Here is a 23,086-nt window from a genome sequence, read left to right as displayed (position 1 = left end):
GGCCGCACGGCGCGCGGCTCCCGCCTCACGCCTTCGCGACCCCGTAGATCGGGCTGACCGCCTGCTCGGCCTCGTGATCAGGGCCGAGCGGGATGCCGCTGCGATCGCGCAGCAGCAAGGTCGCGACGAGTCCGATCAGCGTCATCCCGGCGAGGTACCACGTGACCGCGTCGGTCGAGCCGGTGGCGGCCACGAGCGCCGTCGCGATGGTCGGTGCGAAAGCACCGCCCGCGATCGCACCGATGGCGTACGAGATCGAAACACCCGAGAACCGGATGCTGGCGGGGAACAGCTCCGTGTACAGCGCCGCCTGAGGCCCGTACGTGAATCCGAGTCCGATCGTGAGAACGGCGAGCGCCGTGAACAGCAGCCAGATGTTCCCCGTGTTCACCAGCGGGAAGAGCAGGATCACGCCGCCGAGCTGGAGGATCCAGCCGATGATGTAGGTGCTGCGGCGACCGACGCGATCCGAGACCCAGCCCGCGAGCAGCGTGGTGAGCAGCCAGGTGACCGCCGACCCGGTGACCGCCCAGAGCACGAGGCCGCGGTCGAGGCCGAGCGGACCCTCAGGATTCGTCGAGTAGTTCTGGATGTATCCGCCGGTGGTCATGTACCCGACCGCGTTGTTGCCGGCGAACACGAGCGCGGCGATGATCACCAGCAGCAGGTGCTTGCGGAACAGCTGCACGATCGGCATCTGGGCCTTCTCCTTGCGCTCGGCGAGCTCGGTGAACACCGGGCTCTCCTCGACGCGCCGTCGCACGTAGTAGCCGACGAGGATCAGGACGACGCTGAGCAGGAACGGAATGCGCCAGCCCCACGCGAGGAACTGGTCACCGGGGGCGACGGCGGTCATGATCGCCATCACACCGGACGCCAGCAGCAGGCCGAGCGGAACACCGATCTGCGGCGAGGCGCCGAAGATCCCGCGCCGCGTCCTCGGTGCGTGCTCGACAGCCATCAGCACGGCGCCACCCCATTCGCCGCCGGCCGACAGCCCCTGCAGGATGCGCAGCAGCACCAGCAGGATCGGAGCCGCCACCCCGATCGCCTCGGCCGTGGGCAGCACACCGATCAGCGCGGTCGCCGCCCCCATCAGGATGAGCGTCCACATGAGCACGGTCTTGCGCCCGTACTTGTCGCCGAAGTGTCCGGCGAGGAAGGCGCCGAGCGGCCGGAACAGGAAGCTGATCCCGACGGTCGCGAATCCCAGGAGCAGGCTGTTCGCCCCGAGCGCGGAGAAGAACAGTTCGTTGAAGACGAGCGCCACGGCGGTCGAATAGATGAAGAAGTCGTACCACTCGACGGTGGTGCCGACCACGGTCGCGAACACGACCCGTCGCCGGTCGGCGGAGGTCGCGATGGTGCCGGTCGGCGTGAAGCCGGGGTGATCAGTCATTGATGCTCCTTGGTCGACGTCGTCGTCTGCAGCAGGTGGCGAACCGTTGCTTGCCACCCGATGCGGCGATGATATACGATTTCGAATACGTCGCACAAGAGCGGCCGCAACGACGCAAGGAGGCGCCCCGTGACGGACCAGATCACCCGCCCCGGCAAGATCATCGCGATCCACCTCAGCTACGCCTCCCGCGCAGAGCAGAGGGGACGCCGCCCCGCTCACCCCTCGTACTTCTTCAAACCGGCGAGCTCCGTCGCGGCATCAGGCGGCACGGTCGAGCGACCGGCCGGCACGGAGCTGCTCGCCTTCGAGGGCGAGATCGCCCTGATCATCGGCGAGCCGGCCCGACGCGTGAGCCAGACGGATGCGTGGGCGCACGTCGCCTCGGTCACGGCCGCCAACGACCTCGGGCTCTACGACCTGCGGGCGAACGACAAGGGCTCGAACGTGCGCTCGAAGGGCGGCGACGGCTACACGCCGCTGGGTCCGCACCTCATCGATGCCCGCACGATCGACCCGTCGGCTCTGCGGGTGCGCGCCTGGGTCAACGGCGAGCTCCGACAGGACGACACGACGGCCGGCCTCCTCTTCCCGCTCCCCCAGCTGGTCGCGGATCTCTCGCAGCACTTCACCCTCGAGACCGGCGACGTCATCCTCACCGGCACACCCGCCGGCTCCAGCGTCATCGTGCCGGGTGACGTCGTCGAGATCGAGGTGGATGCCGCGGGCGCCACGTCCGGCCGGCTCATCACGACCGTCGTGCAGGGCGAGGTGCCGTTCGACTCCGAGCTCGGCTCGCTTCCGGCCGTCGACGATCTGCAGCGTGCGGAGGCGTGGGGCTCACGCGAGGCGGCGGGCCTCCGCGACGCCGCACCCGGCCTGGACCCTGCCCTCCGCGCCAAGCTCGAAGCCGCCCCCGCCGCCGGACTCTCCACGCAACTGCGCAAGCGCGGCATCACGGCCTGCTTCATCGACGGCGTCACCGCGAACATCGCCGGCACCAGGATCGTCGGCACGGCGAAGACTCTGCGGTTCGTGCCGTTCCGCGAGGATCTGTTCGCGTCCCACGGCGGCGGCTACAACGCGCAGAAGCGCGCGTTCGACGCGGTCGGTGAGGGCGAGATCATCGTGATCGAGGCGCGCGGAGACGACAGCACCGGAACACTCGGCGACATCATGGCGCTGCGCGCCCAGACCCGCGGTGCTGCCGGCGTCGTCACCGACGGCGGCGTCCGCGACTTCGACGCGGTCGCGGCGAGCGGGTTCCCGGTGTTCTCGCGCGGCGCGCATCCGGCTGTGCTCGGACGCAAGCACGTCCCGTGGGAGGTCGACGTCACGATCGCCTGCGGCGGCGCTGCAGTGCAACCCGGCGACATCATCGTCGGCGACGGCGACGGCGTGATCGTCATCCCGCCCGCCATCGCCGAGGAGGTCGCCGATGCCACCCTCGCGCAAGAGGACGAGGACGCCTGGATCGCCGAGCAGGTCGCCGCCGGCCACCCCGTCGACGGTCTGTTCCCGATGAACGCCGAATGGCGGGCCCGCTACGAGGCCAGGAGTCGCTCATGACCAAGACGCTCAGCAAGTCGCAGCGCGCCTACCACTGGATCAAGGAGCGCATCGCCGCCCAGACGTACACGCCCGGCTACCGACTCGTCCTCGGGGCGATCGCCGGCGAGCTCGACATGAGCGTCGTCCCCGTCCGCGAGGCCATCCGTCAACTCGAGGCCGAGGGCCTCGTCGAGTTCGAGCACAACGTCGGTGCTCGGGTCGCGATGGTGGACGACGCCCAGTACCGGCACAGCATGGAGGCGCTCAGCATCCTGGAGGGAACCGCGACCGCGATGGCGGCGCGTGCGCTCACCGCAGACGACCTGCGCGCAGCCCGCGCCATCAACGACGAGATGGTCCGCACGCTCGACCACTTCGACCCGTCCGCCTTCACGGCACTCAACCAGCGCTTCCACTCGGCCCTCATCGCGCCGTGCCCCAACCCGCGCCTTCACGAGCTCGTGACGCTCGAGTGGGCGCGGCTGAGCCGCCTGCGCGACTCGACCTTCAGCTTCGTCCCCGGGCGCGCACACGAATCCGTCCAGGAGCACGAGCAGATCGTCGCCCTCATCGAGAGCGGAGCGCCGCTCAACGAGATCGAGCACGCCGCGCGTCGGCATCACGCCGCGACCCTCGACGCCTACCTCGACCACGAGCATCCCGACGCAGCCGTCGGCATGCACATCCTCTGAACGGAACGACCAGGAGAAGACATGACCGACTCCCGCATCCCCGCAGATCTCCCCGATCACATCCAGCACTACATCGACGGCGCCTTCGTCGACTCGGCGGACGGCGACACGTTCGACGTGCTCGACCCCGTGACCAACGAGACGTACACCACGGCATCCGCCGGCAAGAAGGCCGACATCGACCTGGCCGTCGCCGCCGCCAAGCGTGCCTTCGACGATGGCCCATGGCCACGGATGCTGCCTCGCGAACGCAGCCGCGTGCTGCATCGCATCGCCGACATCGTGGAATCCCGCGACCAGCGCCTCGCCGAGCTCGAGTCGTACGACTCAGGGCTTCCGATCACGCAGGCGCTCGGACAGGCGCGCCGTGCGGCGGAGAACTTCCGCTTCTTCGCCGACCTCATCGTCGCCCAGGCCGACGACACGTTCAAGGTCCCCGGTCGCCAGATCAACTACGTCAACCGCAAGCCGATCGGCGTCGCCGGCCTCATCACCCCGTGGAACACGCCGTTCATGCTGGAGTCGTGGAAGCTCGGTCCCGCGCTCGCAACAGGCAACACCGTGGTGCTCAAGCCCGCCGAATTCACGCCGCTGTCGGCAGCGCTGTGGGCCGGAATCTTCGAGGAGGCCGGACTCCCCCAGGGCGTCTTCAACCTCGTGAACGGCCTCGGCGAGGATGCCGGAGACGCGCTCGTGAAGCATCCTGACGTCCCGCTGATCTCCTTCACCGGTGAGAGCCGCACCGGGCAGATCATCTTCGGGAACGCGGCGCCGTTCCTGAAGGGCCTCTCGATGGAACTGGGCGGCAAGTCGCCTGCCGTGGTCTTCGCCGACGCGGATCTGGATGCCGCGATCGACGCCACCATCTTCGGGGTGTTCTCCCTCAACGGCGAGCGCTGCACGGCGGGGTCCCGCATCCTCGTGGAGCGCAGCGTCTATGACGAGTTCGTCGAGCGCTACGCGGCCCAGGCGAAGCGCGTGAGGGTCGGCTATCCGCATGACCCCGCGACCGAGGTCGGCGCCCTCGTGCATCCGGAGCACTACGACAAGGTCATGTCGTACGTCGAGATCGGCAAGTCGGAGGGTCGCCTGGTCGCGGGTGGCGGCCGGCCTGAGGGGTTCGATACGGGCAACTTCGTCGCTCCCACCGTCTTCGCCGACGTCTCCCCGGACGCCCGCATCTTCCAGGAGGAGATCTTCGGTCCGGTCGTCGCGATCACCCCGTTCGACACGGAGGAAGAGGCGCTGGCCCTCGCGAACGGTGTGAAGTACGGCCTGGCCGCGTACATCTGGACCAACGATCTGAAGCGCGCGCATAACTTCGCCGGCGCCGTCGAGGCCGGCATGGTGTGGCTGAACAGCAACAACGTGCGAGACCTGCGCACCCCGTTCGGCGGGGTGAAGGCCTCCGGCCTGGGCCACGAGGGCGGCTACCGCTCGATCGACTTCTACACCGACCAGCAGGCCGTGCACATCACGCTCGGTGCGGTGCACAACCCCACCTTCGGCAAGAACTGACCCTTCGACCAGCAAGGACGCTGACATGACGAACCGCCAGGACATGACGCTGACCTCGTCCGGCTTCTACGTGAGCCAGGAGGCTCCGATCGAGGCACGGAACCCGACGCCGACCCCGGCATCCACTCCCCCGGACGTGCTGCGCTGCGCCTACATGGAGCTCGTCGTCACCGACCTGGCGGCATCCCGTCAGTTCTACGTCGATGTGCTCGGCCTGTATGTGACCGAGGAGGACGACGAGGCGATCTACCTGCGCTCGACCGAGGAGTTCATCCACCACAACCTCGTGCTGCGCAAGGGCCCGATCGCTGCCGTCGCCGCGTTCTCGTATCGTGTGCGTGCCGCGGAGGACCTCGACCGCGCGGTCGCCTTCTACACCGAGCTCGGTTGCGACGTCCGCCGCAACCCCGACGGGTTCGTCAAGGGCATCGGCGACTCCGTGCGGGTGGTGGACCCACTCGGCTTCCCGTACGAGTTCTTCCACCAGACCGACCATGTCGAGCGGATGTCGTGGCGCTACGACCTGCACATTCCCGGCGAACTCGTGCGCCTGGATCACTTCAACCAGGTCACCCCCGACGTCCCCCGCGCCGTGAAGTTCATGCAGGACCTCGGCTTCCGCGTCACGGAGGACATCCAGGACGAGGAGGGCACCGTCTACGCGGCCTGGATGCGTCGTAAGCCGACCGTGCACGACACCGCGATGACCGGTGGCGACGGTCCACGCATGCACCACGTGTGCTTCGCGACGCACGAGAAGCACAACATCCTCGCGATCTGCGACAAGCTCGGTGCGCTGCGCCGCTCGGACGCGATCGAGCGCGGACCCGGACGCCATGGCGTCTCCAACGCGTTCTACCTGTACCTGCGCGACCCGGACGGGCACCGCGTCGAGGTCTACACGCAGGACTACTACACCGGGGATCCCGACAACCCCGTCATCACGTGGGACGTCCACGACAACCAGCGCAGGGACTGGTGGGGAAACCCCGTCGTGCCGTCCTGGTACACGGATGCCTCGCTCGTGCTCGACCTGGACGGCAACCCGCAGCCCGTCGTCGCCCGCACCGACGACAGCGAGATGGCCGTGACGATCGGCGCCGACGGATTCAGTTACACCCGGCCGGAGGACGAGGCGATGCCGGAATGGAAGCAGGGCGAGTACAAACTGGGCCACCAGCTGTGACCTCTTCGCTCGTTGAGCGAGGAGCGGAGCGACGAGTCGAAACGCAAGGGACGATCACCAGGAGGAACGGATGCTGACATCGACGCAGATCGCCGATATCGCCGCCGAGCTGGCGGAGGCAGACCGCACGCACGGTGTGATCCCGCGGATCACCGCGCGGTTCCCCGAGGCGACGATCGAGGACTCCTACGCGATCCAGGGCGTCTGGCGGGACGCGCAGATCGCCGCAGGACGCCGACTGGTCGGTCGCAAGATCGGCCTGACCTCGAAGGCGATGCAGCAGGCGACCGGCATCACCGAGCCGGACTACGGGGTCATGTTCGACGACACCGTCCTCGAATCCGGCGCCGACATCCGGCACGCGAACTTCTCCAACGTGCGCGTCGAGGTCGAACTGGCGTTCGTGCTCGAGCATCCGCTGGAGGGTCCGGACTGCACCCTGGACGACGCCCTCGCCGCGATCGACTACGCGGTCCCGGCGCTCGAGGTGCTGAACTCGCACATCGAGCTGGAGGGGCGCACGATCGTCGACACGATCAGTGACAACGCCGCGTACGGTGCGATGGTGCTCGGAACGGTCCGCAAGCGGCCGGACGAGATCGACCTGCGCTGGGTGCCAGGCGTACTCAGCCGCAACGGCGAGATCGAGGAGACCGGGGTCGCCGCCGGAGTCCTCGGGCACCCGGCCACAGGCGTCGCGTGGCTGGCGAACAAGTTCCACCAGCACGGCGCGCGTCTGGAGGCCGGAGAGATCATCCTGGCAGGATCGTTCACACGTCCGATGTGGGTCTCGCTCGGGGACCACGTTCTGTGCGACTACCGCGAGATGGGAACGATCGAATGCCGCTTCATCTAGCACCCTCCTTCCGTTCGCGACTCGCGGACGCCGACCGCTCGCAGATCGGAATGTGGGTCTGCTCCGGCGGCCCCGTGGTCGCCGAGATCGCCGCCGGATCCGGCGTGGACTGGTTGCTGATCGACATGGAGCACTCGGCGAACTCGCTCGAGAGCGTCCTGCATCAGTTGCAGGCCGTCGCGCCGTATCCTGCCGTGCCGCTCGTGCGCGTGCCGTGGAACGACGCCGTCATCATCAAGCAGGTGCTGGACCTCGGCGCCCAGAACATCATCGTGCCGATGGTCTCGTCGGCTGCCGAGGCCGAAGCCGCCGTGGCGGCGACGAGGTACCCCCCGCACGGTGTGCGCGGGGTCGGCAGTGCGCTCTCGCGCAGCGCTCGGTGGAACCGCGTGGACGGCTACCTGCAGGATGCCGCGACGCATGTCTCGCTGACCGTGCAGATCGAGACGGCCGCCGGAGTCGAGCACGCCGCCGAGATCGCGGCCGTCGACGGCGTGGACGCGGTCTTCGTCGGCCCTTCGGATCTCGCAGCATCCCTCGGACACCTCGGCCAGCAGGCGCATCCGGAGGTTCTGGATGCTGTGGCGCGAACGTTCGCCGCGGTGAAGGGTGCGGGAACCGCCGTCGGAGTCAACGCCTTCGACCCTGCGGGCGCCGATGCCTACATCGCGCAGGGCGCGGACTTCGTAGCCGTGGGGGCCGATGTCGCGATGCTCGCGCGCGCGTCCGAGGCTCTCGCGGCGCGGTTCATCCCCGCCGCTCGTTGAGCCCCCTCGCTCAGCGAGCGAGAGGAGCGCGCTGGACGAACGAGTTGGGGTCGGAGAGCAACGGGGCGAACGCCGCCTCCGCCGCACCGATCAGGAGGCGATCAGCACCGAGCGCCGCCGCGCGCAGCTCGACCTGCTCGGCCGGTGCCTGCAGTGCACCGGCGCGCACGTCGGCGTCGAACGCCTCCGGATCACGGTCTCGCAGCATGGCGAGGAACCCGCCGAGCACCACGATCGATGGATTCAGCACGTTGACGGCATTGGCCAGCGTTGCGATGAGGATGCGCCGCTGCCGATCGATCTCGGCCACGACGCCCGCATCGCTCGTCGCCGCGAGCACCACGGCCAGGGCCGCGTCGTCGACCGCACCCAGTCGCGCGGTCTGCAGCAGCCGCGCACGGTTGACCTCGTCCTCCAGCACGCCGCCGTCCGTGCGGCGATCCTCGTCGGACAGGATGCCGGGCCGCGTCTGCCCCCATTCCCCGGCGTACCCGCCGGCACCGGAGATGAGCTGGCCATCCAGAATGAGGCCGCCACCGATGCCGCTCGCACCTCCGTTCAGGTAGACGACGTCTCGGTGCTCGCGCGCGGCACCGAACAGCCGCTCGGCTCGCGCGCCGAGGGACGCGTCATTGTCGATCAGCACGGGAAGCCCGAGCGCGGCGCTCAGCTGTTCGGCGATCGGTTCGTCGTGCCAGCCGAGGTGGGGGGCGAGACGCACGATCCCGTCGCCGGCGCGCACGAGCCCCGGCACGGCGAGCCCGACGCCGACGATGCGCACGCGCGGCGAACCGGCCTGCCAGTCCTCGACGAATCGCGACACCGCGTCAACGACGTCCGCCGGAGTCGGCGGCCGGACGAAGGCGACGCGGGTGCGCTCCTGGACCGTCCCGCCCAGCGAGATCATGCCGATCTCGATCGCATCGACCTCGGGGTTCACGGCGATCGCCACGACATCCGGACTCGGTGCGACGATCGGCGACGGCCGCCCGACACGACGCGTGGCATCCGGCTCCTGCTCCACGACGAGACCGCGCGTGGCCAGCTCCGACACGAGATCGGCGACGGTCGAACGGTTCAGTCCGGTGTCGGCCGTGATCGTCGCACGCGAACGTGCACCGTGATGGTGCACCAGGCGCAGCACCTCGCCGAGGTTGGTCCGGCGTACGCCTTCGACCGTCGTCGCTCGTTCGTTCATCCGCCCAGGCTATCGAGGCTCTGCCGCGACGCTCGCTTCTTCGACCACGACGGACACGATTCGCGCATCCGCCGCCGTCACCGCGTGCACGTCTCCGGTCAGCGTCACGACCCGCGCATCGGTCGCGATTCCGCCGATGTCGCGGCGCACAGCGGCCCGTTCGTTGGAGATGGCACCGCCGGTCGCGTCGGAGATCTCGCCTCCGGCCGAGGCCTCGGCGTGCGACCCCACCCACACGTGCACCTCCCCCGGCTCGACGACTCTGGTCATGGTGCGATTCGTGAACGCGAACCGTGCCGCGGGGACCTCGAACCGCACGGTGCGGCTCTCCCCCGGTGCAAGCTCGACGCGCGCGTAAGCGAGCAGCTGCGCGACCGGACGGGTGAGGGATGCCGAGACGTCCCTGCCGTACAGCTGCACGACATCCGCGCTGTCACGGTCGCCGGTGTTCGTCACCACGACGGATGCCGTGAAGACGCCGTCGGTCGCGGCATCCTCCGACGTCGAGAAGTCGTCGTAGGCGAACGTCGTGTACGAGAGTCCGAAGCCGAACGGCCGCAGCGGTGTCGAGTCGAGTGCGGTCACCGCCGACGGCCCTCCCAGCAGGGGTCGGAGGTAGCTGTACGGCTGCGCACCGGAGGACCGGGGCAGGCTCACCGGCATCCGACCGGACGGCGACACGTCGCCGATCAGCACGTCGGCGATGGCGGTGCCGCCCGCCTCCCCGGGGAAGAACGCCTGCAGCACGGCGGCGGGCCGCGGCCCGTCGGCGTCGAGCGCCCAGTCGATCGCGTACGGACGTCCGGTGATCAGCACGACGACGACCGGGGTCCCCGTCGCGACCAGGGATTCGACGAGTTCGCGCTGCACGCCCGGCAGCTCGAGCGAGTCGACATCGTTGCCCTCGCCGACCGTTCCGCGACCGAAGAGACCGGCCTGATCGCCGACCACGACGACCGCGACATCGGCGGATGCCGCCGCCTGTGCGGCGGCATCGAACCCCGATCGGTCGTCCCCTTCGACCTCGGCACCGCGCACGTGGACGATCTCCGCATCGGGCAGCGCTGCGGTCAGCGACTCTCGCACGGTGGGGATCTCGAACCCGATCTCGTGCTCCGGGTGGTGCGCGAGCACGTGGTTCGCGAACGAGTAGCACCCCTGAAGCGCGGCGGCGCGATCGGCGTTCGGACCGATCAGTGCGATCCGGCGTGCCGTGCGCGCGAGCGGCAGCGCGCCGTCGTTCGACAGCAGCACGAGTGACTCCGCAGCCAGGCGCCGCGCGACCTCACGATGCCGAGGCGTGTCGAGGTCGATCGCGGTCGGCGGTTCGTCCTCGAAGGCATCGGGCTCGAGCAGCCCGAGATCCTCCTTCTGCGTCAGCACACGGATCACCGCACGATCGATGTAGCGCTCATCGAACGCACCGGACCGGACCCGCTCGATCAGCGGTGCGAGATAGGCATCGCCGGAGGGGAGTTCGACGTCGATCCCGGCGGTGAGCGCGAGCTCCGCCGCCTCGCCGCGGTCGGCCGCGACGGCGTGCATGACCTCGAGGAACGCCACGGCGAAGTAGTCGGCGACCACGACGCCGTCGAAGCCGAGCTTCTCGCGCAGCAGCCCCGTCAGCAGATCGGCGTCGGCCGCCACCGGCATCCCGTCGATCTCGGCGTAGCTGTTCATGACGCTGCGGACGCCGCCGTCGCGGATCGCCATCTCGAACGGCGGGAGGAACACGTCGGATACTTCACGCGGCCCCGCCGGTACCGGCGCGTGGTTGCGGCCGGCCCGAGAGCCGGAGTATCCAAGGAAGTGCTTCAGCGTCGCGTGCACCCCCGACGACTGCAGACCCTGCACGAATGCCGTGCCGACGGTCCCCACCAGATAAGGATCCTCGCCGATGCACTCGTCGACGCGCCCCCACCGGGGGTCCCGTACGACATCGAGCACCGGCGCCAGCCCCTGGTGGATGCCGAGGCTGCGCATGGATTCGCCGATCAGCGCAGACATCTCGGCGACCAGCTCCGGGTCGAACGACGCGCCCCAGGCCAGCGGCGTCGGGAACGTCGCCGCCTTCCAGGCTGCCAGCCCCGTCAGGCACTCCTCGTGCACGATCGCCGGGATGCCGAGGCGGGTCTCGTTCTTCAGTCGCCGCTGCTCGGTCCAGAGCCAGGAGGCGCGCTCCGCGGCATCCACCGGCCTCGTGCCGTACACCCTGGTGTAGTGGCCGATGCCGTCGCGCGTGATCTCGGCGAGCGTGTCGCCGGCGGCGTCGCCCGCCATCTCGTTCTGCATGGGTGCGACGACCTCGCCGCCGCGGTCGAGCCAGTAGCCGACGAGCTGCGCGGCCTTCTCCTCCAGCGTCATGCGCGCGACGAGGTCGGCGACGCGCTCCGAAGGGGTCGGGAATGCGGGGATGTCCGCGGTCATTGAGGTCTCCATGGGTCGTGCGTCAGCCCTTGACCGCGCCGGTCAGACCGCCGACGATGCGGCGCTCGAACATGCTGAAGAAGATCAGCGCCGGCAGCATCGACAGCGACGTGTACGCGAGCACACGCGCGGTGTCTACCGAGTACTGCGACGCGAAGTTCTGCACGCCGAGCGGCAGGGTGAAGAGGCTGGAATCGTTCAGAATGAACAGCGGCAGCATGTAGCCGTTCCAGGCGCCGATGAACGCCAGGATGCCGACCGTGATGACACCCGGCAGGCTCAGCGGGACCACCATGCGCCAGAAGAATCCGAGACGCGAGGCGCCGTCGATCGACGCCGCCTCCTCGAGCTCCTTCGGGATCGCCCGTAGGAACGGCACGAGGATGATGATCGTCGTCGGCAGCGCGAAGGCGATCTGCGGCAGGATGATGCCGGCCAGGCTGTTCACGAGGCCGAGGTTGCGGATCAGCAGGTACAGCGGCGTGATCGCGACCGTCACGGGGAACATGAGCCCGGCGGCGAACACGGAGTACATCACGGCCTTGCCCGAGAAGTTGTACCGCGCGATCACGTAGCTCGCCATGACGCCGAGGATGACGGCGCCGAGTGTGGTGCCGACCGCCGAGATCGTGGAGTTCAGCATCGCCGTCCAGAACTCGCTGCTGGCGAGCACGTCGGTGTAGTTCGTGACCTGCCACGGATCCGGCCAGGCTGCCGGGTCGTTCGTGATCTGCGAGTTCGTGCGGAATCCGCCGATGATGATGTACAGCAGCGGGGTGACGCAGATCGTGATGAGCACGAGCGCGATCAGGTAGACGCCAGGGCTACCCCACCTCACGCCGGATGCCGCACGACGGCGCCGAGGGCCGATGGCCTGGATGGCCACAGAGGTCTTGAGTGTGTCGGTCATCGCCTGCGACCCTTTCGGCTGTCTCCGGTCAGTGCGCCCTCGGTGTCGCGCCGCAGCACGAACCGCTGATAGACGAGAGCGACGACCATCGAGATGAGGAACAGCATCACGGCGACGGCGTTGCCGTAGCCGTAGTTCCCGGCCAGGTGACCGTTCTGGTACATGTACGTGGCCATGGTCGATGTCCCGGCCGTGGCTGCGATGTACTGACCCCAGATGATGTTGACGAGGTCGAACAGCTGCAGTGCGCCGATGATCGACAGGAACGCCCAGATGCGGATGGTCGGCCCGAGCAGCGGCAGCGTGATGCTCCACTGCGTCCGCCAGAAGCCGGCCCCGTCGATGGCTGCGGCTTCGTACAGCTCTTCCGGAATCGACTGCATGCCCGCGAGCATGAGGATCACGGCGAAGCCGATGTACTTCCAGGTGATGATGACCATGAGCGACCACATCGCGATCGACGGGTCGGCGATCCAGGAGTTCTGCCACGACTCGAGGCCGATCTTCTCCAGGAACGAGTTCAGCGCGCCCGCATCCTGGAGCATCAGGCTCCAGCCGGTGCCGACCACGACCTCCGCGATGACGTACGGGGCGAAGATCAGCACGCGGATCACCGAGCGTCCGCGGATCTTCTGGTTCAGCAGCAGGGCGAACAGGATCGCGATCGGTCCCTGCATGATGAGCGAGAGGATCACGATGATGAAGTTGTGCAGCACGGCCTGCCGGAACGTCTCGTCCTGCAGCATGAGCACGTAGTTCTCGAGTCCGACGAACTCGGTGGGCCAGCCGAAGCCGTTCCATTTGAAGAAGCCGTAGAAGCCCGCCATCAGCACCGGGAAGATGACGAAGCCGAGGAAGACCAGCAGAGCGGGGCCCGCAAGCAGCACGATCTCGCCGCGCTTGCGCCAATCAGGCCGCGGGGATCGCCGTGCCGGGACCTGGTCGGTCCCGGCACGGGTGCTGCTCGCAGGCGCCGGCGTCGCCGTCAGCGCCTGTGAATCGGTCATGGTGCGGATCAGCCCCTTGCCGCCGCGGCGCTGACCGTCTCGACCAGCTTCTCTGGGGAGCCCTGGCCGGCGAGCATCTCGACGACGCTGGTGTTCAGCGCGTTGCCGACGTTCTGGCCGAGCGACGTGTCCAGCCACAGCGACACGTACGGTGCCTCGCTGTACGCCGCCATGAGCGGCTCGAGCGACGGGTCGGTCACGGCGCCTGCGGCATCCTTCGACGCGGGGATCGTCTGGAAGGCGACCGCGTACTTCTCCTGCCATTCCTTCGACGAGACGAAGTTCAGGAAGTCCTCGCAGGACTCGGGCGCGTCAGCCGCGCACGAGTATCCGTCGGCGCCGCCCATCATGGCGCCGGGAGTTCCGTCGCCGCCGTCGACCTCGGGGAACGGGAACCAGTCGAGGTCCGCGAGCGGCTTCTGGTCCGGAGTGAGGCTGGCGATCACACCGACATCCCAGGCGCCCATGAGCTCCATGGCGGCCTTGTGGTTCGCGACCAGACCGGCGGACGAGTTGGCGCCCTCCTGCGCTGAGGTGGTCAGGAAGCCCTCGTTGAACGGCTCGATCGAGGCGAACTCGTTCAGGTTCTCGGCCGCTTCCAGCCAGCATCCGTCTTCGAAGTCGGGCTCGGTCGCGAGGTTCTGCACGACGTCCTGGCCACACGCGCGCAGCGCGAAGAAGTAGTACCAGTGCGCAGCGGGCCACGCGTCCTTCGCGCCGAGCGCGATCGGCTGGATGCCTGCGGCCTTGAGCTTGTCGACAGCATCGGCGAGGTCGTCCAAGGTGGTCGGCGTCTCGGTGATGCCGGCCTGGGCGAACAGGTCCTTGCTGTAGAAGATGCCGCCGGGAAGGACGGCACTCGGCACGCCGTAGATCTTGTCGTCGACCGTGAAGGCGCTGAACGCCGCGTCGCCGAAGGACGACTTGACGTCGTCGTCGACGAGGTCGGTGAGGTCCTTCACTTTGCCGGCCGACACGATGTCGGCGAGCTTGCCGCCACCGCGTGCCATGAAGATGTCGGGCATGTCGCCGGAGTTGACGGCGGTCTGCAGCTTGCCGTCCATATCCTCGTTCTGGATCGAGGTCACCTTGATGGTGACGTCGGGGTTCTCCTTGTTGTAGGCCGCAGCCGCGTCCTCCCAGTACTGCTTGCCGTCACCGGTCGTGGAGTTGTGCCACATCGTGAGAGTGCCGCTGTCCCCGCCGTCGCCGCTCCCGCCGGCGGCGCAGCCGGTCAGAGCGAGCATCCCCAGCGCCGCGACGGCCGTGCCGGCGGCCAATGCCTTGCGCATCTTCATGCTGTGTTCTCCTCTTCATCGAGTCGTGCGGCCGGCGGAACGTATTTGTTGCCAGCCACACCAATGTGTTGTGCGCACCACTCTGACACCGCCGACGCGCTCATGTCAAACGATATCGATAACGTTTTCTATTCATTCGTTAGGCTGACCCCATGAACCGACGGCCCACCATCACCGACGTCGCCCTCGCAGCGGGGGTCTCCGTCGCGACGGTCTCCAAGGCGATCAACGGCCGCGACGGCGTATCCGCGACCACGCTCGCCCACGTCCTCAGCGTCGTCGCCGAGCTCGGGTACGAGAGCTCGCTCGTCGCCACGTCGATGCGACGCGGCCGCACGAACGTGATCGGAGTGCTGGTCGCCGAGTTCGAGCCGTTCGCCCTGCAGCTGCTCCGCGGCGTCTCCGCGGCGCTGCAGGACACGCCGTACGACGTACTCGCCTACGCCGGCAGCGTCTCCGCCGGCGATCACCTCGGCTGGGAGCGCCGGTCGCTGTCGCGGCTGGGCGGCACCCTGATCGACGGCGCGATCCTCGTCACCCCGACGGCGATGCCGACCCAGGCGGCGATCCCCTTGGTGGCGGTCGACCCGCACACCGGCCCCGACGGTCCAGCCACGGTCTCGGTCGAGAACGTCACCGGCGCCCGAGCCGCCACCGAGTACCTGATCTCGCTCGGGCACCGCCGGATCGCGCACCTCCGCGGACGCACCGACCTGGAATCCGCCCACCAGCGCGAGCGCGGCTACCGCGAGGCGCTGAAGAACGCCGGCATCCGCTACGACCGCTCACTCGTCGCCGAGGGCGGCTATCGGACGGCCTCCGCGACCGCGGGTGCGCACGCTCTGCTCGATCTCGCCGATCGACCGACCGCCGTCTTCGCCGCGAACGATCTGTCGGCGATCGAGATGATGCGCGTAGCCGGCGAACGCGGGCTGCACGTCCCGACCGACCTGTCGGTCGTGGGCTTCGACGACATCCCCGAGGCGGCATCGCACACCCCGCAGCTCACGACGGTGCGCCAGCCGCTGGCGGAGATGGGGTCATCCGCGGTCGGCATGCTTCTGGAGATGCTCCGCGGCGGCGAAGCCGAGCACATCCAGATGCCGGCGGAACTGATCGTCCGCAGCTCCACCGCCGCACCGGCCGAGTGACATTGCGGAATACGCATTCGGTTGATATGTTCTAGTTCACAACAATTCACCACCGACGTTGAAAGCGATGCGCCATGGCACTCACACCCACCCGCGAAGACAAGTTCTCGTTCGGCCTCTGGACGATCGGCTACAACGGCACCGACCCGTTCGGCGGCCCGACCCGGCCCGCCCTCGACGTCGTCCACGCCGTCGAGAAGCTCTCCGAACTCGGCGCCTACGGACTGACGTTCCACGATGACGACCTGTTCGCGTTCGGATCCACCGACGCCGAGCGTCAGAAGCAGATCGACCGCCTGAAGGGCGCTCTCGCCGACACGGGTCTGATCGTGCCGATGGTGACCACCAACCTCTTCAGCGCACCGGTCTTCAAGGACGGCGGCTTCACCTCCAACGACCGCGACGTGCGCCGCTACGCGCTGCGCAAGGTCTTCCGCCAGCTCGACCTCGGTGCCGAGCTCGGCGCCAAGACGTTCGTGATGTGGGGCGGCCGCGAGGGCGCCGAGTACGACTCCGCCAAGGACGTCCGTGCAGCCCTCGAGCGCTACCGCGAGGCCGTCAACCTGCTCGGCGACTACGTCACCGACAAGGGCTACGACATCCGCTTCGCCATCGAGCCCAAGCCGAACGAGCCGCGCGGCGACATCCTGCTGCCCACGCTCGGCCACGCGATCGCCTTCATCGACTCTCTCGAGCGCCCCGAACTCGTCGGCGTCAACCCCGAGGTCGGTCACGAGCAGATGGCAGGGCTGAACTTCACCGCCGGCATCGCGCAGGCGCTGTTCCACGGCAAGCTCTTCCACATCGACCTCAACGGCCAGCGCGGCATCAAGTACGACCAGGACCTGGTGTTCGGCCACGGCGACCTGCACAACGCCTTCTCGCTCGTCGACCTGCTCGAGAACGGCGGCCCCGGCGGCGTGCCCGCCTACGAGGGCCCCCGTCACTTCGACTACAAGCCGAGCCGCACCGAGGACGAGACCGGCGTCTGGGACTCCGCCGCCGCCAACATGCGCACGTACCTGCTGCTCAAGGAGCGCGCAGCGGCATTCCGCGCGGACCCCGAGGTTCAGGAGGCGCTCGCCGCTGCCAAGGTCGACGAGCTGTCGACCCCGACGCTGAACGACGGCGAGAGCTACGACGCCTTCCTCGCCGACCGTTCGGCGTACGAGGACTTCGACGCCGACGCCTACCTGGGCGGCAAGGGCTTCGGATTCGTCCGCCTGCAGCAGCTCGCGACCGAGCACCTGCTCGGAGCCCGCTGAGATGACGCTGGTCGCCGGAGTCGATTCGTCGACGCAGAGCTGCAAGGTCGTCATCCGCGATGCGTCGACGGGAGCCGTGGTGCGGACGGGGCGCGCTTCGCACCCCGACGGCACCGAGGTCGCACCCTCCGCATGGTGGGACGCCCTGCAGAGCGCGCTTTCGGATGCCGGAGGGCTGACGGATGTCGCGGCGATCGGCATCGGCGGCCAGCAGCACGGACTCGTGGCGCTCGACGCCGACGGCCGTGTCATCCGCGACGCCCTGCTGTGGAACGACACGCGCTCGGCTGATGCCGCCGCGGCGCTCACCGAAGAGGTGGGCGCCGCGGAGTTCGCCCGGCGCACCGGACTGGTTCCGGTGGCGTCGTTCACCGTGACCAAGCTGCGCTGGCTCGCGGATGCGGAGCCGGCGAACGCCGCACGCGTGGCCGCCGTCGCGCTGCCGCACGATTGGCTGACGTGGCGCCTTCGGGGCTACGGGCCGGCCGACGAGTCGGAGCTCGGACCGGTGCTCACCGAGCTGGTGACCGACCGCTCGGATGCGAGCGGGACCGGTTACTTCGACCCGGCGAGCGATGAGTACGACCGCGAGCTGCTCGCGCTCGCCCTGCGCCGGGATGCCGCGGACATCGTGCTCCCCCGCGTGCTCGGACCCTCCGAGCACGTCGCCGGCGCCGACGGCCTCGTCGTCTCGGCCGGCGCTGGCGACAACGCCGCCGCCGCGCTCGGCCTCGGCGCGCGATCAGGAGATGTCGGCGTGTCGATCGGGACGAGCGGCACCGTGTTCGCCGTCACCGACGCGCCAGTGGTCGATCCCAGCGGCACTGTCGCCGGGTTCGCGGACGCCTCTGGGGCACGCCTGCCGATCGTCACGACCCTGAACGCCGCACGCGTGTTCGATGTCACCGCCGCACTGCTCGGCGTCGACCACGAAGAATTCTCGCGTCTCGCCCTGGCGGCGGCCCCTGGAGCCGACGGTCTGTCGCTGCAGCCGTGGTTCGAGGGCGAGCGGACCCCGAACCGTCCGGACGCGACCGCAACGCTGTCGGGCATGACGCTCGCCTCGACGACGCGCGAGAACCTCGCGCGCGCCGCGATCGAAGGCGTGCTGAAGGGGCTGGCTTTCGGACTCGACGCGATGCGCGAGCACGGCGTCACGGCCGAGCGCGTGCTGCTCATCGGCGGCGCCGCACAGAGCCCCGCGGTCTCGGCGATCGCCGCAGAGATCTTCGACGCCCCCGTCGTGGTCCCCGAGCCCGGCGAGTACGTCGCTCAGGGTGCGGCTGTGCAGGCGGCCTGGGCTCTCACCGGCATCCGCCCCGCCTGGTGACCCGGGGGATGCCAGGATAGAAGGATGCTGACGAGAACCCCACGATGATGCGCGGGCTCGCCGCGATGCAGGACCGCAGCTTCCGCTGGTTCTTCATCGCCAGGGCGATCACCATGACGACCGGCTCGATGTCGTCGATCGCTCTCGCGTTCGCGGTTCTCGAGATCGACAACGATGCGCGCTCGCTGTCGTACGTGCTCGCGGCGTTCACGGTGAGCAACATCGTCTTCATCCTGTTCGGCGGCGTCGTCGCCGATCGGATGCCGCGGGCCCTCGTCATCCAGACCTGCTACGTCATCGACATCCTCTCCGTCGGCGCGATGGCGACGCTGCTGTTCACGGGGACCGCCACCGTGCCGCTGCTCGTGATGCTGTCGATCGTGACCGGTGCATCGACGGCGTTCGTCATGCCGGCGATGCAGGGCATCATCCCGCAGCTGACCACGCCGGAGCATCTGCAGCAGGCCAACGCGATGCTGTCGTTCGTGCGGTCGACCGTCACGATCGGTGGCCCGATCATCGCCGGCATCCTCGTCACCGCGGTCGGCCCGGCCTGGGCGATGATCGTCCAGGTCGTCGGCTGGCTCGTCGCCATTCCCGTACTCGCGCTCGTGAAGCTGCCGCCGCCCGCCAGCAGCGGAGGCTCGACGCTGTTCCACGACCTCCGCCTGGGCTGGAACGAATTCTGGAGCCGCACCTGGCTGTGGACGATCGTCCTCGCCTTCATGGTCATGAACGCGATCCATGTCGGAGCGTGGAGCGTCGCAGGGCCCTACATCGCGAAGAACGACGAGCGGCTCGGCATCGCCGGCTGGGGCTGGGTGCTCAGCGCCGAGGGCGTCGGCATCCTGCTGATGACGCTCGTGCTCATGTGGGTGCCGCTGAAGCGTCCGCTGCGGTTGGGGATGATCGGCATGGCGATGTTCGCGATCCCGCTGACGATGCTGGGCGTTCATCCGGCGGTCGTGCTGCTCGCGATCGCGGCCTTCCTCGCCGGCGTCGGACACGAAGTGTTCAGCACCGGCTGGAACGTCGCCATGATGGAGAACATCCCCGTCGACCGGCTGTCACGAGTGTCGAGTTACGACATTCTGGGAAGTTTCGTGGTGATGCCGATCGGCACGCTCATCTACGGCTGGCTGATCACGCACGCCGATGTCTCGACCGTGCTCATCGCCTCAGGCGTCCTCTACGCCGTCATCGCGCTCGCGACCCTCGTCGTGCCGAGCGTGTGGCGGATGGGCCGCGTGGCGGTGCCGGAGAAGCAACTGGCGGATTCATAGCGTCCCAGGCCAGGATGGACCCATGAGCTTCGCCGCACTCCAGCCCCTGGCCGACCGGGCCGCCCTGTTCACCGCCCTCCGCCAGGACGCGCTCGTCACGGCCACCGATGCTCTCGGCGAGCACCGCTGGGACGCCGACCTGAATGCCGGCACCCTCACCTTCACAGCGAACGACGACGCCACGAAGCAATTCGCCACGAAGCCCCACCTCATCGCGACGCTGGCCCCTGGCCCTCGTTCCCTGCTGTGGGCCTGGGCGCACCCGCAGGGAGACGCCCAGGGCGTCGCCGCGCAGCTGCGCGACTACGGCCAGCAGTACGGCATCGCCGAGCTGACCCAGGCGGAGCTCCCCTTCCCGGACGACGCCGGAGAGGATGCCGAGGGGTGGATCGCGCAGGCGACCCACGTGATCGGCTCCGTCGCCGTCGAGATCACCGGACGCTCGCCGTACTACTCCGCGCCCGTCGGCGGCGGCACGCGCGCCGTCTTCCTGCTGGATGCGCCGCTCGCTCCGCTCACCGTGTCGGATGCCGTCATCGCCGCACCCCGCATGCTCTCGACTCTGAATCTGCCGGATGCCCGGTCGTCGGTGTGGGATGCCGCGCGCCTGGCCGGCTGGAACCTGGAGTGGACCGACGAGGCGTTCACGGGCGCCGTGGTCAGCGACGCGACCGGTTCGGCGACGTTCCGCTTCGACGAGCAGGCGCGCATCACCGGCATCGAGGGTTCGATGGGCGGCACTCCCGCCTGACCCCTGGGCGCGGCCACCGCTGGTCGCTAGCATGAGCGCATGTCCGCTCTGGAGCTGATCCCCGCCGGCAAGACCTTCACCGAGGCCGAGATCGTCGTCTACGCCGATGCCGGAGGCCGTTCGCTGGACGAGGCGATCCGCGATGCCGATGTGCTCATCAGCTGTCCGCACGCGGGAGCCGCGATCCCGGCAGAGATCGCCGAGTTCCTCTCCCCCGCGCTGACGCGTCGGCTGCAGTTCGACTTCACCGACGTCGCCACGGATGCGATCGTCCGCCGCTGGGCGTCGCAGGACCCGCGCGTCGTCGCCGTGCTCAACCCGCATCCGCGCCTGGTCCGCGATCCGAACCGGGCGAAGCCGGCCGACGTCGCGGCATCCCTCACCGAGGCGATCGAGCGCACCAGAGCGGCCGGCGCCTGGCAGAAGGTCGATCTCACCGGCGTCGACGCGATCCGCCCCGTGACCTTCTCGTTCTTCCCGATCCTGCAGGTGCCGGACACGGATGCCGGGCTCCACGCCCTCGTCGACGCCTTCGTCGAGGTCGCCGAACGCGGACTCGGCGTGTACGAGAGCATCCGCGACGACCTCACCGAGCGATTCATCGCCGAGAAGCTGCGCACGGGAGGGCGCTTCACTCGGCTGTCGTTCCACGACACGATGAACACCACGACGACGAAGGACGGAGCCGTGAACGTCCCCCGAGACGAGAAGGATCGACTGCCGGACGTCGTGGCGCTGTCCAATCGCGGCGATGCCAGGGGCGAGGAGCGCGACCCCTCCGATCCCCCGACCATGGAACCCGGCCGTCTGCGCATCCTCGCCGAGGCGCATCGCGCGGGGTTCGCGACCGGGGTTCCCACCGACGTGGCGCTGAACAAGCCGTACCTGGGCAGTCAGGAGATCTTGGCCGCGGGCGTCCGGTTCCGCGAGCTCGCGGATCAGGCGCACGCCGCCGGCGCGCACTTCGACGCCGTGCAGGCCGAGTTCCGGCGCGAGTTCCTGCTCGGCGATGCCGCCGTGGCCGAGCTGCACGAGCCGGGGACGGACTGGATCACCGAGGACCCGGTGCACGTCGCCGATGTCGCGGGCGCATGCCGATCGGCCTGGGACCTCTACCGCGAGTTCTGAGTGCCGCGGGTCATCCGCCCCACAGCGCACCGAACGCCGCACCGGCGCCGATGGTCGTCACGGCGAGGATGAGGGTCGGCAGGAAGAACGAGTGGTCGACGAGCTTGGTGCCCAGCTTCGTCGTGCCGGAGACGTCGAAGTTCGCGGCGGCGATCTGCGAGCCGTTGGTCGGCAGCAGATAGATTCCGGCGAAGGCACCGGCCCACATGCCGCTGAGCACGCCGAGCGGGATGCCCGCGGCGAGCCCGATCGGCACGATGGTCCGGGTGGCCGTGGACTGGCTGGTCGTGAGCACGCAGACGAGGAAGACACCGAGCGCGAAGATCCACGGCGCAGCGCCGACCAGAGCACCGATGCTCTCGGAGATGAATTCGACATGCGCCGAGAGGAAGGTGTCGGTCAACCAGGCCAGACCGAACAGCGCGATCGCCGAGACCATACCGGCCTTGAACACCGTGGCGGTCGGAACGTCGGCCACCTTCGGTCGCGAGACGATCAGGATGACGGTGCCCACGAGGAACATGACGATCTCGATGATCGGGGTCATCCCGACCGGGTCGCCCTCGGCATCCAGCGGCCGGATGCCCTTGAAGAGGCCGAACACGACGATCGCCAGCACGCCGGTGAGGAAGATGATGGCCGCGTTCCGGCCGGCCTTCGTCACGGTGACGTCGGCCTTGACCTCGGCTGCTCCCGCACGAGGAGGGGCCAGTTCACCGCTCGCGATCTTCGCCTGAACCTCCGGATCGTCCGCGAGATCCTTGCCGAGGCGGTTCACGACGAGCGAGCTGAGCACGATCCCGACGACCGCCGCCGGGATCGTCACCTTCAGAATGTCGATGAGTTCGAAGTCGTACGGCGGCACGTCGGTGAGCGTCACCATGGCTGCCATCGCTGCCGACACCGGGCTGCAGGCGAGCGCGACGCCGGTCGCGACGACCGAGAGCGACAGCGGCCGTGACGGTCGGATGCCGTTGCGGTACGACAGATCCTGGATGACCGGCAGCAGCGGATACAGGATGTTCGACGTCCCCGCACCTGCGGCGAACAGGAACGACACGAGCGGCGCCACGAGCGTGATCTGCTTGGGGTTCCGAGCGATGAGCTTGGCCGCGACCGAGACCATCCAGTCGATGCCGCCGGCGACCTGCATCATGGATGCCGCCAGGACCACCGACAGCACGATGAGCAGCGCGTCGACGGGCGGGGAGCCGGGCGAGAGCTGGAAGACGAACACGAGGATCGCGACACCCGCGCCGCCCCAGAGTCCGAGACCGACGCCGCTCGAGCGGGTGCCCATGACGATGCAGCCCAGCACGACGAGCAGTTGCAGGATGAACAGGACGGCTTCCATCGGTCGCTCCTTCGG

At 68.7% G+C, this 23,086-nt stretch carries 19 protein-coding genes; 12 read left to right on the top strand and 7 right to left on the bottom strand.

The window, feature by feature from the left end; translation table 11 throughout:
- Positions 1 to 25 precede the first annotated feature (25 nt).
- Complete coding sequence (locus AC3ANJ_RS05605) at positions 26 to 1,399, bottom strand: MFS transporter (protein ID WP_488318615.1); 1,374 nt, start codon at positions 1,397 to 1,399, stop codon at positions 26 to 28.
- 129 nt (positions 1,400 to 1,528) lie between these two features.
- On the opposite strand from AC3ANJ_RS05605, the gene AC3ANJ_RS05600 reads away from it, so the two are divergent.
- The 6 genes from AC3ANJ_RS05600 to AC3ANJ_RS05575 all read left to right on the top strand — a co-directional run bounded on the left by AC3ANJ_RS05600 (position 1,529) and on the right by AC3ANJ_RS05575 (position 7,969).
- Positions 1,529 to 2,968 carry a fumarylacetoacetate hydrolase family protein gene (locus AC3ANJ_RS05600; RefSeq protein WP_488318614.1) on the top strand — a complete coding sequence of 480 codons (1,440 nt, stop codon included), beginning with the start codon at positions 1,529 to 1,531 and terminating at the stop codon, positions 2,966 to 2,968.
- A complete protein-coding gene (locus AC3ANJ_RS05595) occupies positions 2,965 to 3,642 on the top strand; it encodes a GntR family transcriptional regulator (RefSeq protein ID WP_488318613.1) in 678 nt (225 codons plus the stop codon). The genes AC3ANJ_RS05600 and AC3ANJ_RS05595 overlap by 4 nt, the downstream gene beginning before the upstream one ends.
- A gap of 21 nt (positions 3,643 to 3,663) precedes the next feature.
- Positions 3,664 to 5,160, top strand: a complete 1,497-nt coding sequence (gene hpaE, locus AC3ANJ_RS05590) for a 5-carboxymethyl-2-hydroxymuconate semialdehyde dehydrogenase (protein ID WP_488318612.1) — start codon at positions 3,664 to 3,666, stop codon at positions 5,158 to 5,160.
- A gap of 25 nt (positions 5,161 to 5,185) precedes the next feature.
- The gene (gene hpaD, locus AC3ANJ_RS05585; protein ID WP_488318611.1) at positions 5,186 to 6,346 is read left to right on the top strand and encodes a 3,4-dihydroxyphenylacetate 2,3-dioxygenase; all 1,161 of its coding nucleotides are present in this window, start codon (positions 5,186 to 5,188) and stop codon (positions 6,344 to 6,346) included.
- Between the two features lie 70 nt (positions 6,347 to 6,416).
- Positions 6,417 to 7,202: a 2-keto-4-pentenoate hydratase gene (locus tag AC3ANJ_RS05580; RefSeq protein WP_488318610.1), complete on the top strand. Its 786-nt coding sequence runs from the start codon at positions 6,417 to 6,419 to the stop codon at positions 7,200 to 7,202.
- The gene (locus AC3ANJ_RS05575) at positions 7,187 to 7,969 is read left to right on the top strand and encodes an HpcH/HpaI aldolase family protein (RefSeq protein WP_488318609.1); all 783 of its coding nucleotides are present in this window, start codon (positions 7,187 to 7,189) and stop codon (positions 7,967 to 7,969) included. The genes AC3ANJ_RS05580 and AC3ANJ_RS05575 overlap by 16 nt, the downstream gene beginning before the upstream one ends.
- Positions 7,970 to 7,979: 10 nt before the next feature.
- Here AC3ANJ_RS05575 and AC3ANJ_RS05570 read toward each other — a convergent pair whose 3' ends face one another.
- Genes AC3ANJ_RS05570 through AC3ANJ_RS05550 form a run of 5 tightly spaced genes read right to left on the bottom strand, consistent with a single transcriptional unit; the run spans position 7,980 to position 14,809 of the window.
- Positions 7,980 to 9,167, bottom strand: coding sequence for an ROK family transcriptional regulator (locus tag AC3ANJ_RS05570; RefSeq protein ID WP_488318608.1), 1,188 nt, complete (start codon positions 9,165 to 9,167; stop codon positions 7,980 to 7,982).
- Between the two features lie 9 nt (positions 9,168 to 9,176).
- Positions 9,177 to 11,594 carry a beta-xylosidase/alpha-l-arabinosidase gene (locus AC3ANJ_RS05565; protein WP_488318607.1) on the bottom strand — a complete coding sequence of 806 codons (2,418 nt, stop codon included), beginning with the start codon at positions 11,592 to 11,594 and terminating at the stop codon, positions 9,177 to 9,179.
- Positions 11,595 to 11,616: 22 nt separating this feature from the next.
- A complete protein-coding gene (locus AC3ANJ_RS05560) occupies positions 11,617 to 12,504 on the bottom strand; it encodes a carbohydrate ABC transporter permease (protein ID WP_488318606.1) in 888 nt (295 codons plus the stop codon).
- Complete coding sequence (locus tag AC3ANJ_RS05555) at positions 12,501 to 13,511, bottom strand: carbohydrate ABC transporter permease (protein ID WP_488318605.1); 1,011 nt, start codon at positions 13,509 to 13,511, stop codon at positions 12,501 to 12,503. The genes AC3ANJ_RS05560 and AC3ANJ_RS05555 overlap by 4 nt, the downstream gene beginning before the upstream one ends.
- Positions 13,512 to 13,519: 8 nt before the next feature.
- Positions 13,520 to 14,809: an extracellular solute-binding protein gene (locus AC3ANJ_RS05550; RefSeq protein ID WP_488318604.1), complete on the bottom strand. Its 1,290-nt coding sequence runs from the start codon at positions 14,807 to 14,809 to the stop codon at positions 13,520 to 13,522.
- A gap of 152 nt (positions 14,810 to 14,961) precedes the next feature.
- On the opposite strand from AC3ANJ_RS05550, the gene AC3ANJ_RS05545 reads away from it, so the two are divergent.
- From AC3ANJ_RS05545 to AC3ANJ_RS05520, 6 genes are all read left to right on the top strand, one after another.
- Entirely contained in the window at positions 14,962 to 15,960 is a 999-nt protein-coding gene (locus AC3ANJ_RS05545; protein ID WP_488318603.1) for a LacI family DNA-binding transcriptional regulator, read from the top strand.
- A gap of 74 nt (positions 15,961 to 16,034) precedes the next feature.
- The gene (gene xylA / locus AC3ANJ_RS05540) at positions 16,035 to 17,225 is read left to right on the top strand and encodes a xylose isomerase (RefSeq protein WP_488318602.1); all 1,191 of its coding nucleotides are present in this window, start codon (positions 16,035 to 16,037) and stop codon (positions 17,223 to 17,225) included.
- A gap of 1 nt (position 17,226) precedes the next feature.
- The gene (xylB, locus tag AC3ANJ_RS05535) at positions 17,227 to 18,555 is read left to right on the top strand and encodes a xylulokinase (protein ID WP_488318601.1); all 1,329 of its coding nucleotides are present in this window, start codon (positions 17,227 to 17,229) and stop codon (positions 18,553 to 18,555) included.
- 44 nt (positions 18,556 to 18,599) lie between these two features.
- Entirely contained in the window at positions 18,600 to 19,838 is a 1,239-nt protein-coding gene (locus AC3ANJ_RS05530) for an MFS transporter (RefSeq protein ID WP_488318600.1), read from the top strand.
- A 22-nt stretch (positions 19,839 to 19,860) separates the two neighbouring features.
- Positions 19,861 to 20,589 carry a DUF6882 domain-containing protein gene (locus AC3ANJ_RS05525; protein WP_488318599.1) on the top strand — a complete coding sequence of 243 codons (729 nt, stop codon included), beginning with the start codon at positions 19,861 to 19,863 and terminating at the stop codon, positions 20,587 to 20,589.
- A gap of 39 nt (positions 20,590 to 20,628) precedes the next feature.
- Positions 20,629 to 21,717, top strand: coding sequence for an N-formylglutamate amidohydrolase (locus AC3ANJ_RS05520; protein WP_488318598.1), 1,089 nt, complete (start codon positions 20,629 to 20,631; stop codon positions 21,715 to 21,717).
- Between the two features lie 10 nt (positions 21,718 to 21,727).
- Here the strand turns inward: AC3ANJ_RS05520 and AC3ANJ_RS05515 are convergent, their stop codons facing one another.
- Positions 21,728 to 23,071, bottom strand: coding sequence for an anaerobic C4-dicarboxylate transporter (locus AC3ANJ_RS05515; protein WP_488318597.1), 1,344 nt, complete (start codon positions 23,069 to 23,071; stop codon positions 21,728 to 21,730).
- Positions 23,072 to 23,086 lie beyond the last annotated feature (15 nt).

The organism is Microbacterium sp. STRO-1N (assembly GCF_057748015.1).
The sequence above is the reverse complement of the archived record's forward strand: the minus strand, read 5'-3'. Positions and strand labels throughout refer to the sequence as shown.

Coding starts and splice junctions, on each gene's coding strand:
- AC3ANJ_RS05605 (WP_488318615.1), bottom strand. CDS start 1,399: ATGACTGATCACCCCGGCTTCACGCCGACCGGCACCATCGCGACCTCC.
- AC3ANJ_RS05595 (WP_488318613.1), top strand. CDS start 2,965: ATGACCAAGACGCTCAGCAAGTCGCAGCGCGCCTACCACTGGATCAAG.
- hpaE (WP_488318612.1), top strand. CDS start 3,664: ATGACCGACTCCCGCATCCCCGCAGATCTCCCCGATCACATCCAGCAC.
- hpaD (WP_488318611.1), top strand. CDS start 5,186: ATGACGAACCGCCAGGACATGACGCTGACCTCGTCCGGCTTCTACGTG.
- AC3ANJ_RS05580 (WP_488318610.1), top strand. CDS start 6,417: ATGCTGACATCGACGCAGATCGCCGATATCGCCGCCGAGCTGGCGGAG.
- AC3ANJ_RS05575 (WP_488318609.1), top strand. CDS start 7,187: ATGCCGCTTCATCTAGCACCCTCCTTCCGTTCGCGACTCGCGGACGCC.
- AC3ANJ_RS05570 (WP_488318608.1), bottom strand. CDS start 9,167: ATGAACGAACGAGCGACGACGGTCGAAGGCGTACGCCGGACCAACCTC.
- AC3ANJ_RS05565 (WP_488318607.1), bottom strand. CDS start 11,594: ATGACCGCGGACATCCCCGCATTCCCGACCCCTTCGGAGCGCGTCGCC.
- AC3ANJ_RS05560 (WP_488318606.1), bottom strand. CDS start 12,504: ATGACCGACACACTCAAGACCTCTGTGGCCATCCAGGCCATCGGCCCT.
- AC3ANJ_RS05555 (WP_488318605.1), bottom strand. CDS start 13,511: ATGACCGATTCACAGGCGCTGACGGCGACGCCGGCGCCTGCGAGCAGC.
- AC3ANJ_RS05550 (WP_488318604.1), bottom strand. CDS start 14,809: ATGAAGATGCGCAAGGCATTGGCCGCCGGCACGGCCGTCGCGGCGCTG.
- AC3ANJ_RS05545 (WP_488318603.1), top strand. CDS start 14,962: ATGAACCGACGGCCCACCATCACCGACGTCGCCCTCGCAGCGGGGGTC.
- xylA (WP_488318602.1), top strand. CDS start 16,035: ATGGCACTCACACCCACCCGCGAAGACAAGTTCTCGTTCGGCCTCTGG.
- xylB (WP_488318601.1), top strand. CDS start 17,227: ATGACGCTGGTCGCCGGAGTCGATTCGTCGACGCAGAGCTGCAAGGTC.
- AC3ANJ_RS05530 (WP_488318600.1), top strand. CDS start 18,600: ATGATGCGCGGGCTCGCCGCGATGCAGGACCGCAGCTTCCGCTGGTTC.
- AC3ANJ_RS05525 (WP_488318599.1), top strand. CDS start 19,861: ATGAGCTTCGCCGCACTCCAGCCCCTGGCCGACCGGGCCGCCCTGTTC.
- AC3ANJ_RS05520 (WP_488318598.1), top strand. CDS start 20,629: ATGTCCGCTCTGGAGCTGATCCCCGCCGGCAAGACCTTCACCGAGGCC.
- AC3ANJ_RS05515 (WP_488318597.1), bottom strand. CDS start 23,071: ATGGAAGCCGTCCTGTTCATCCTGCAACTGCTCGTCGTGCTGGGCTGC.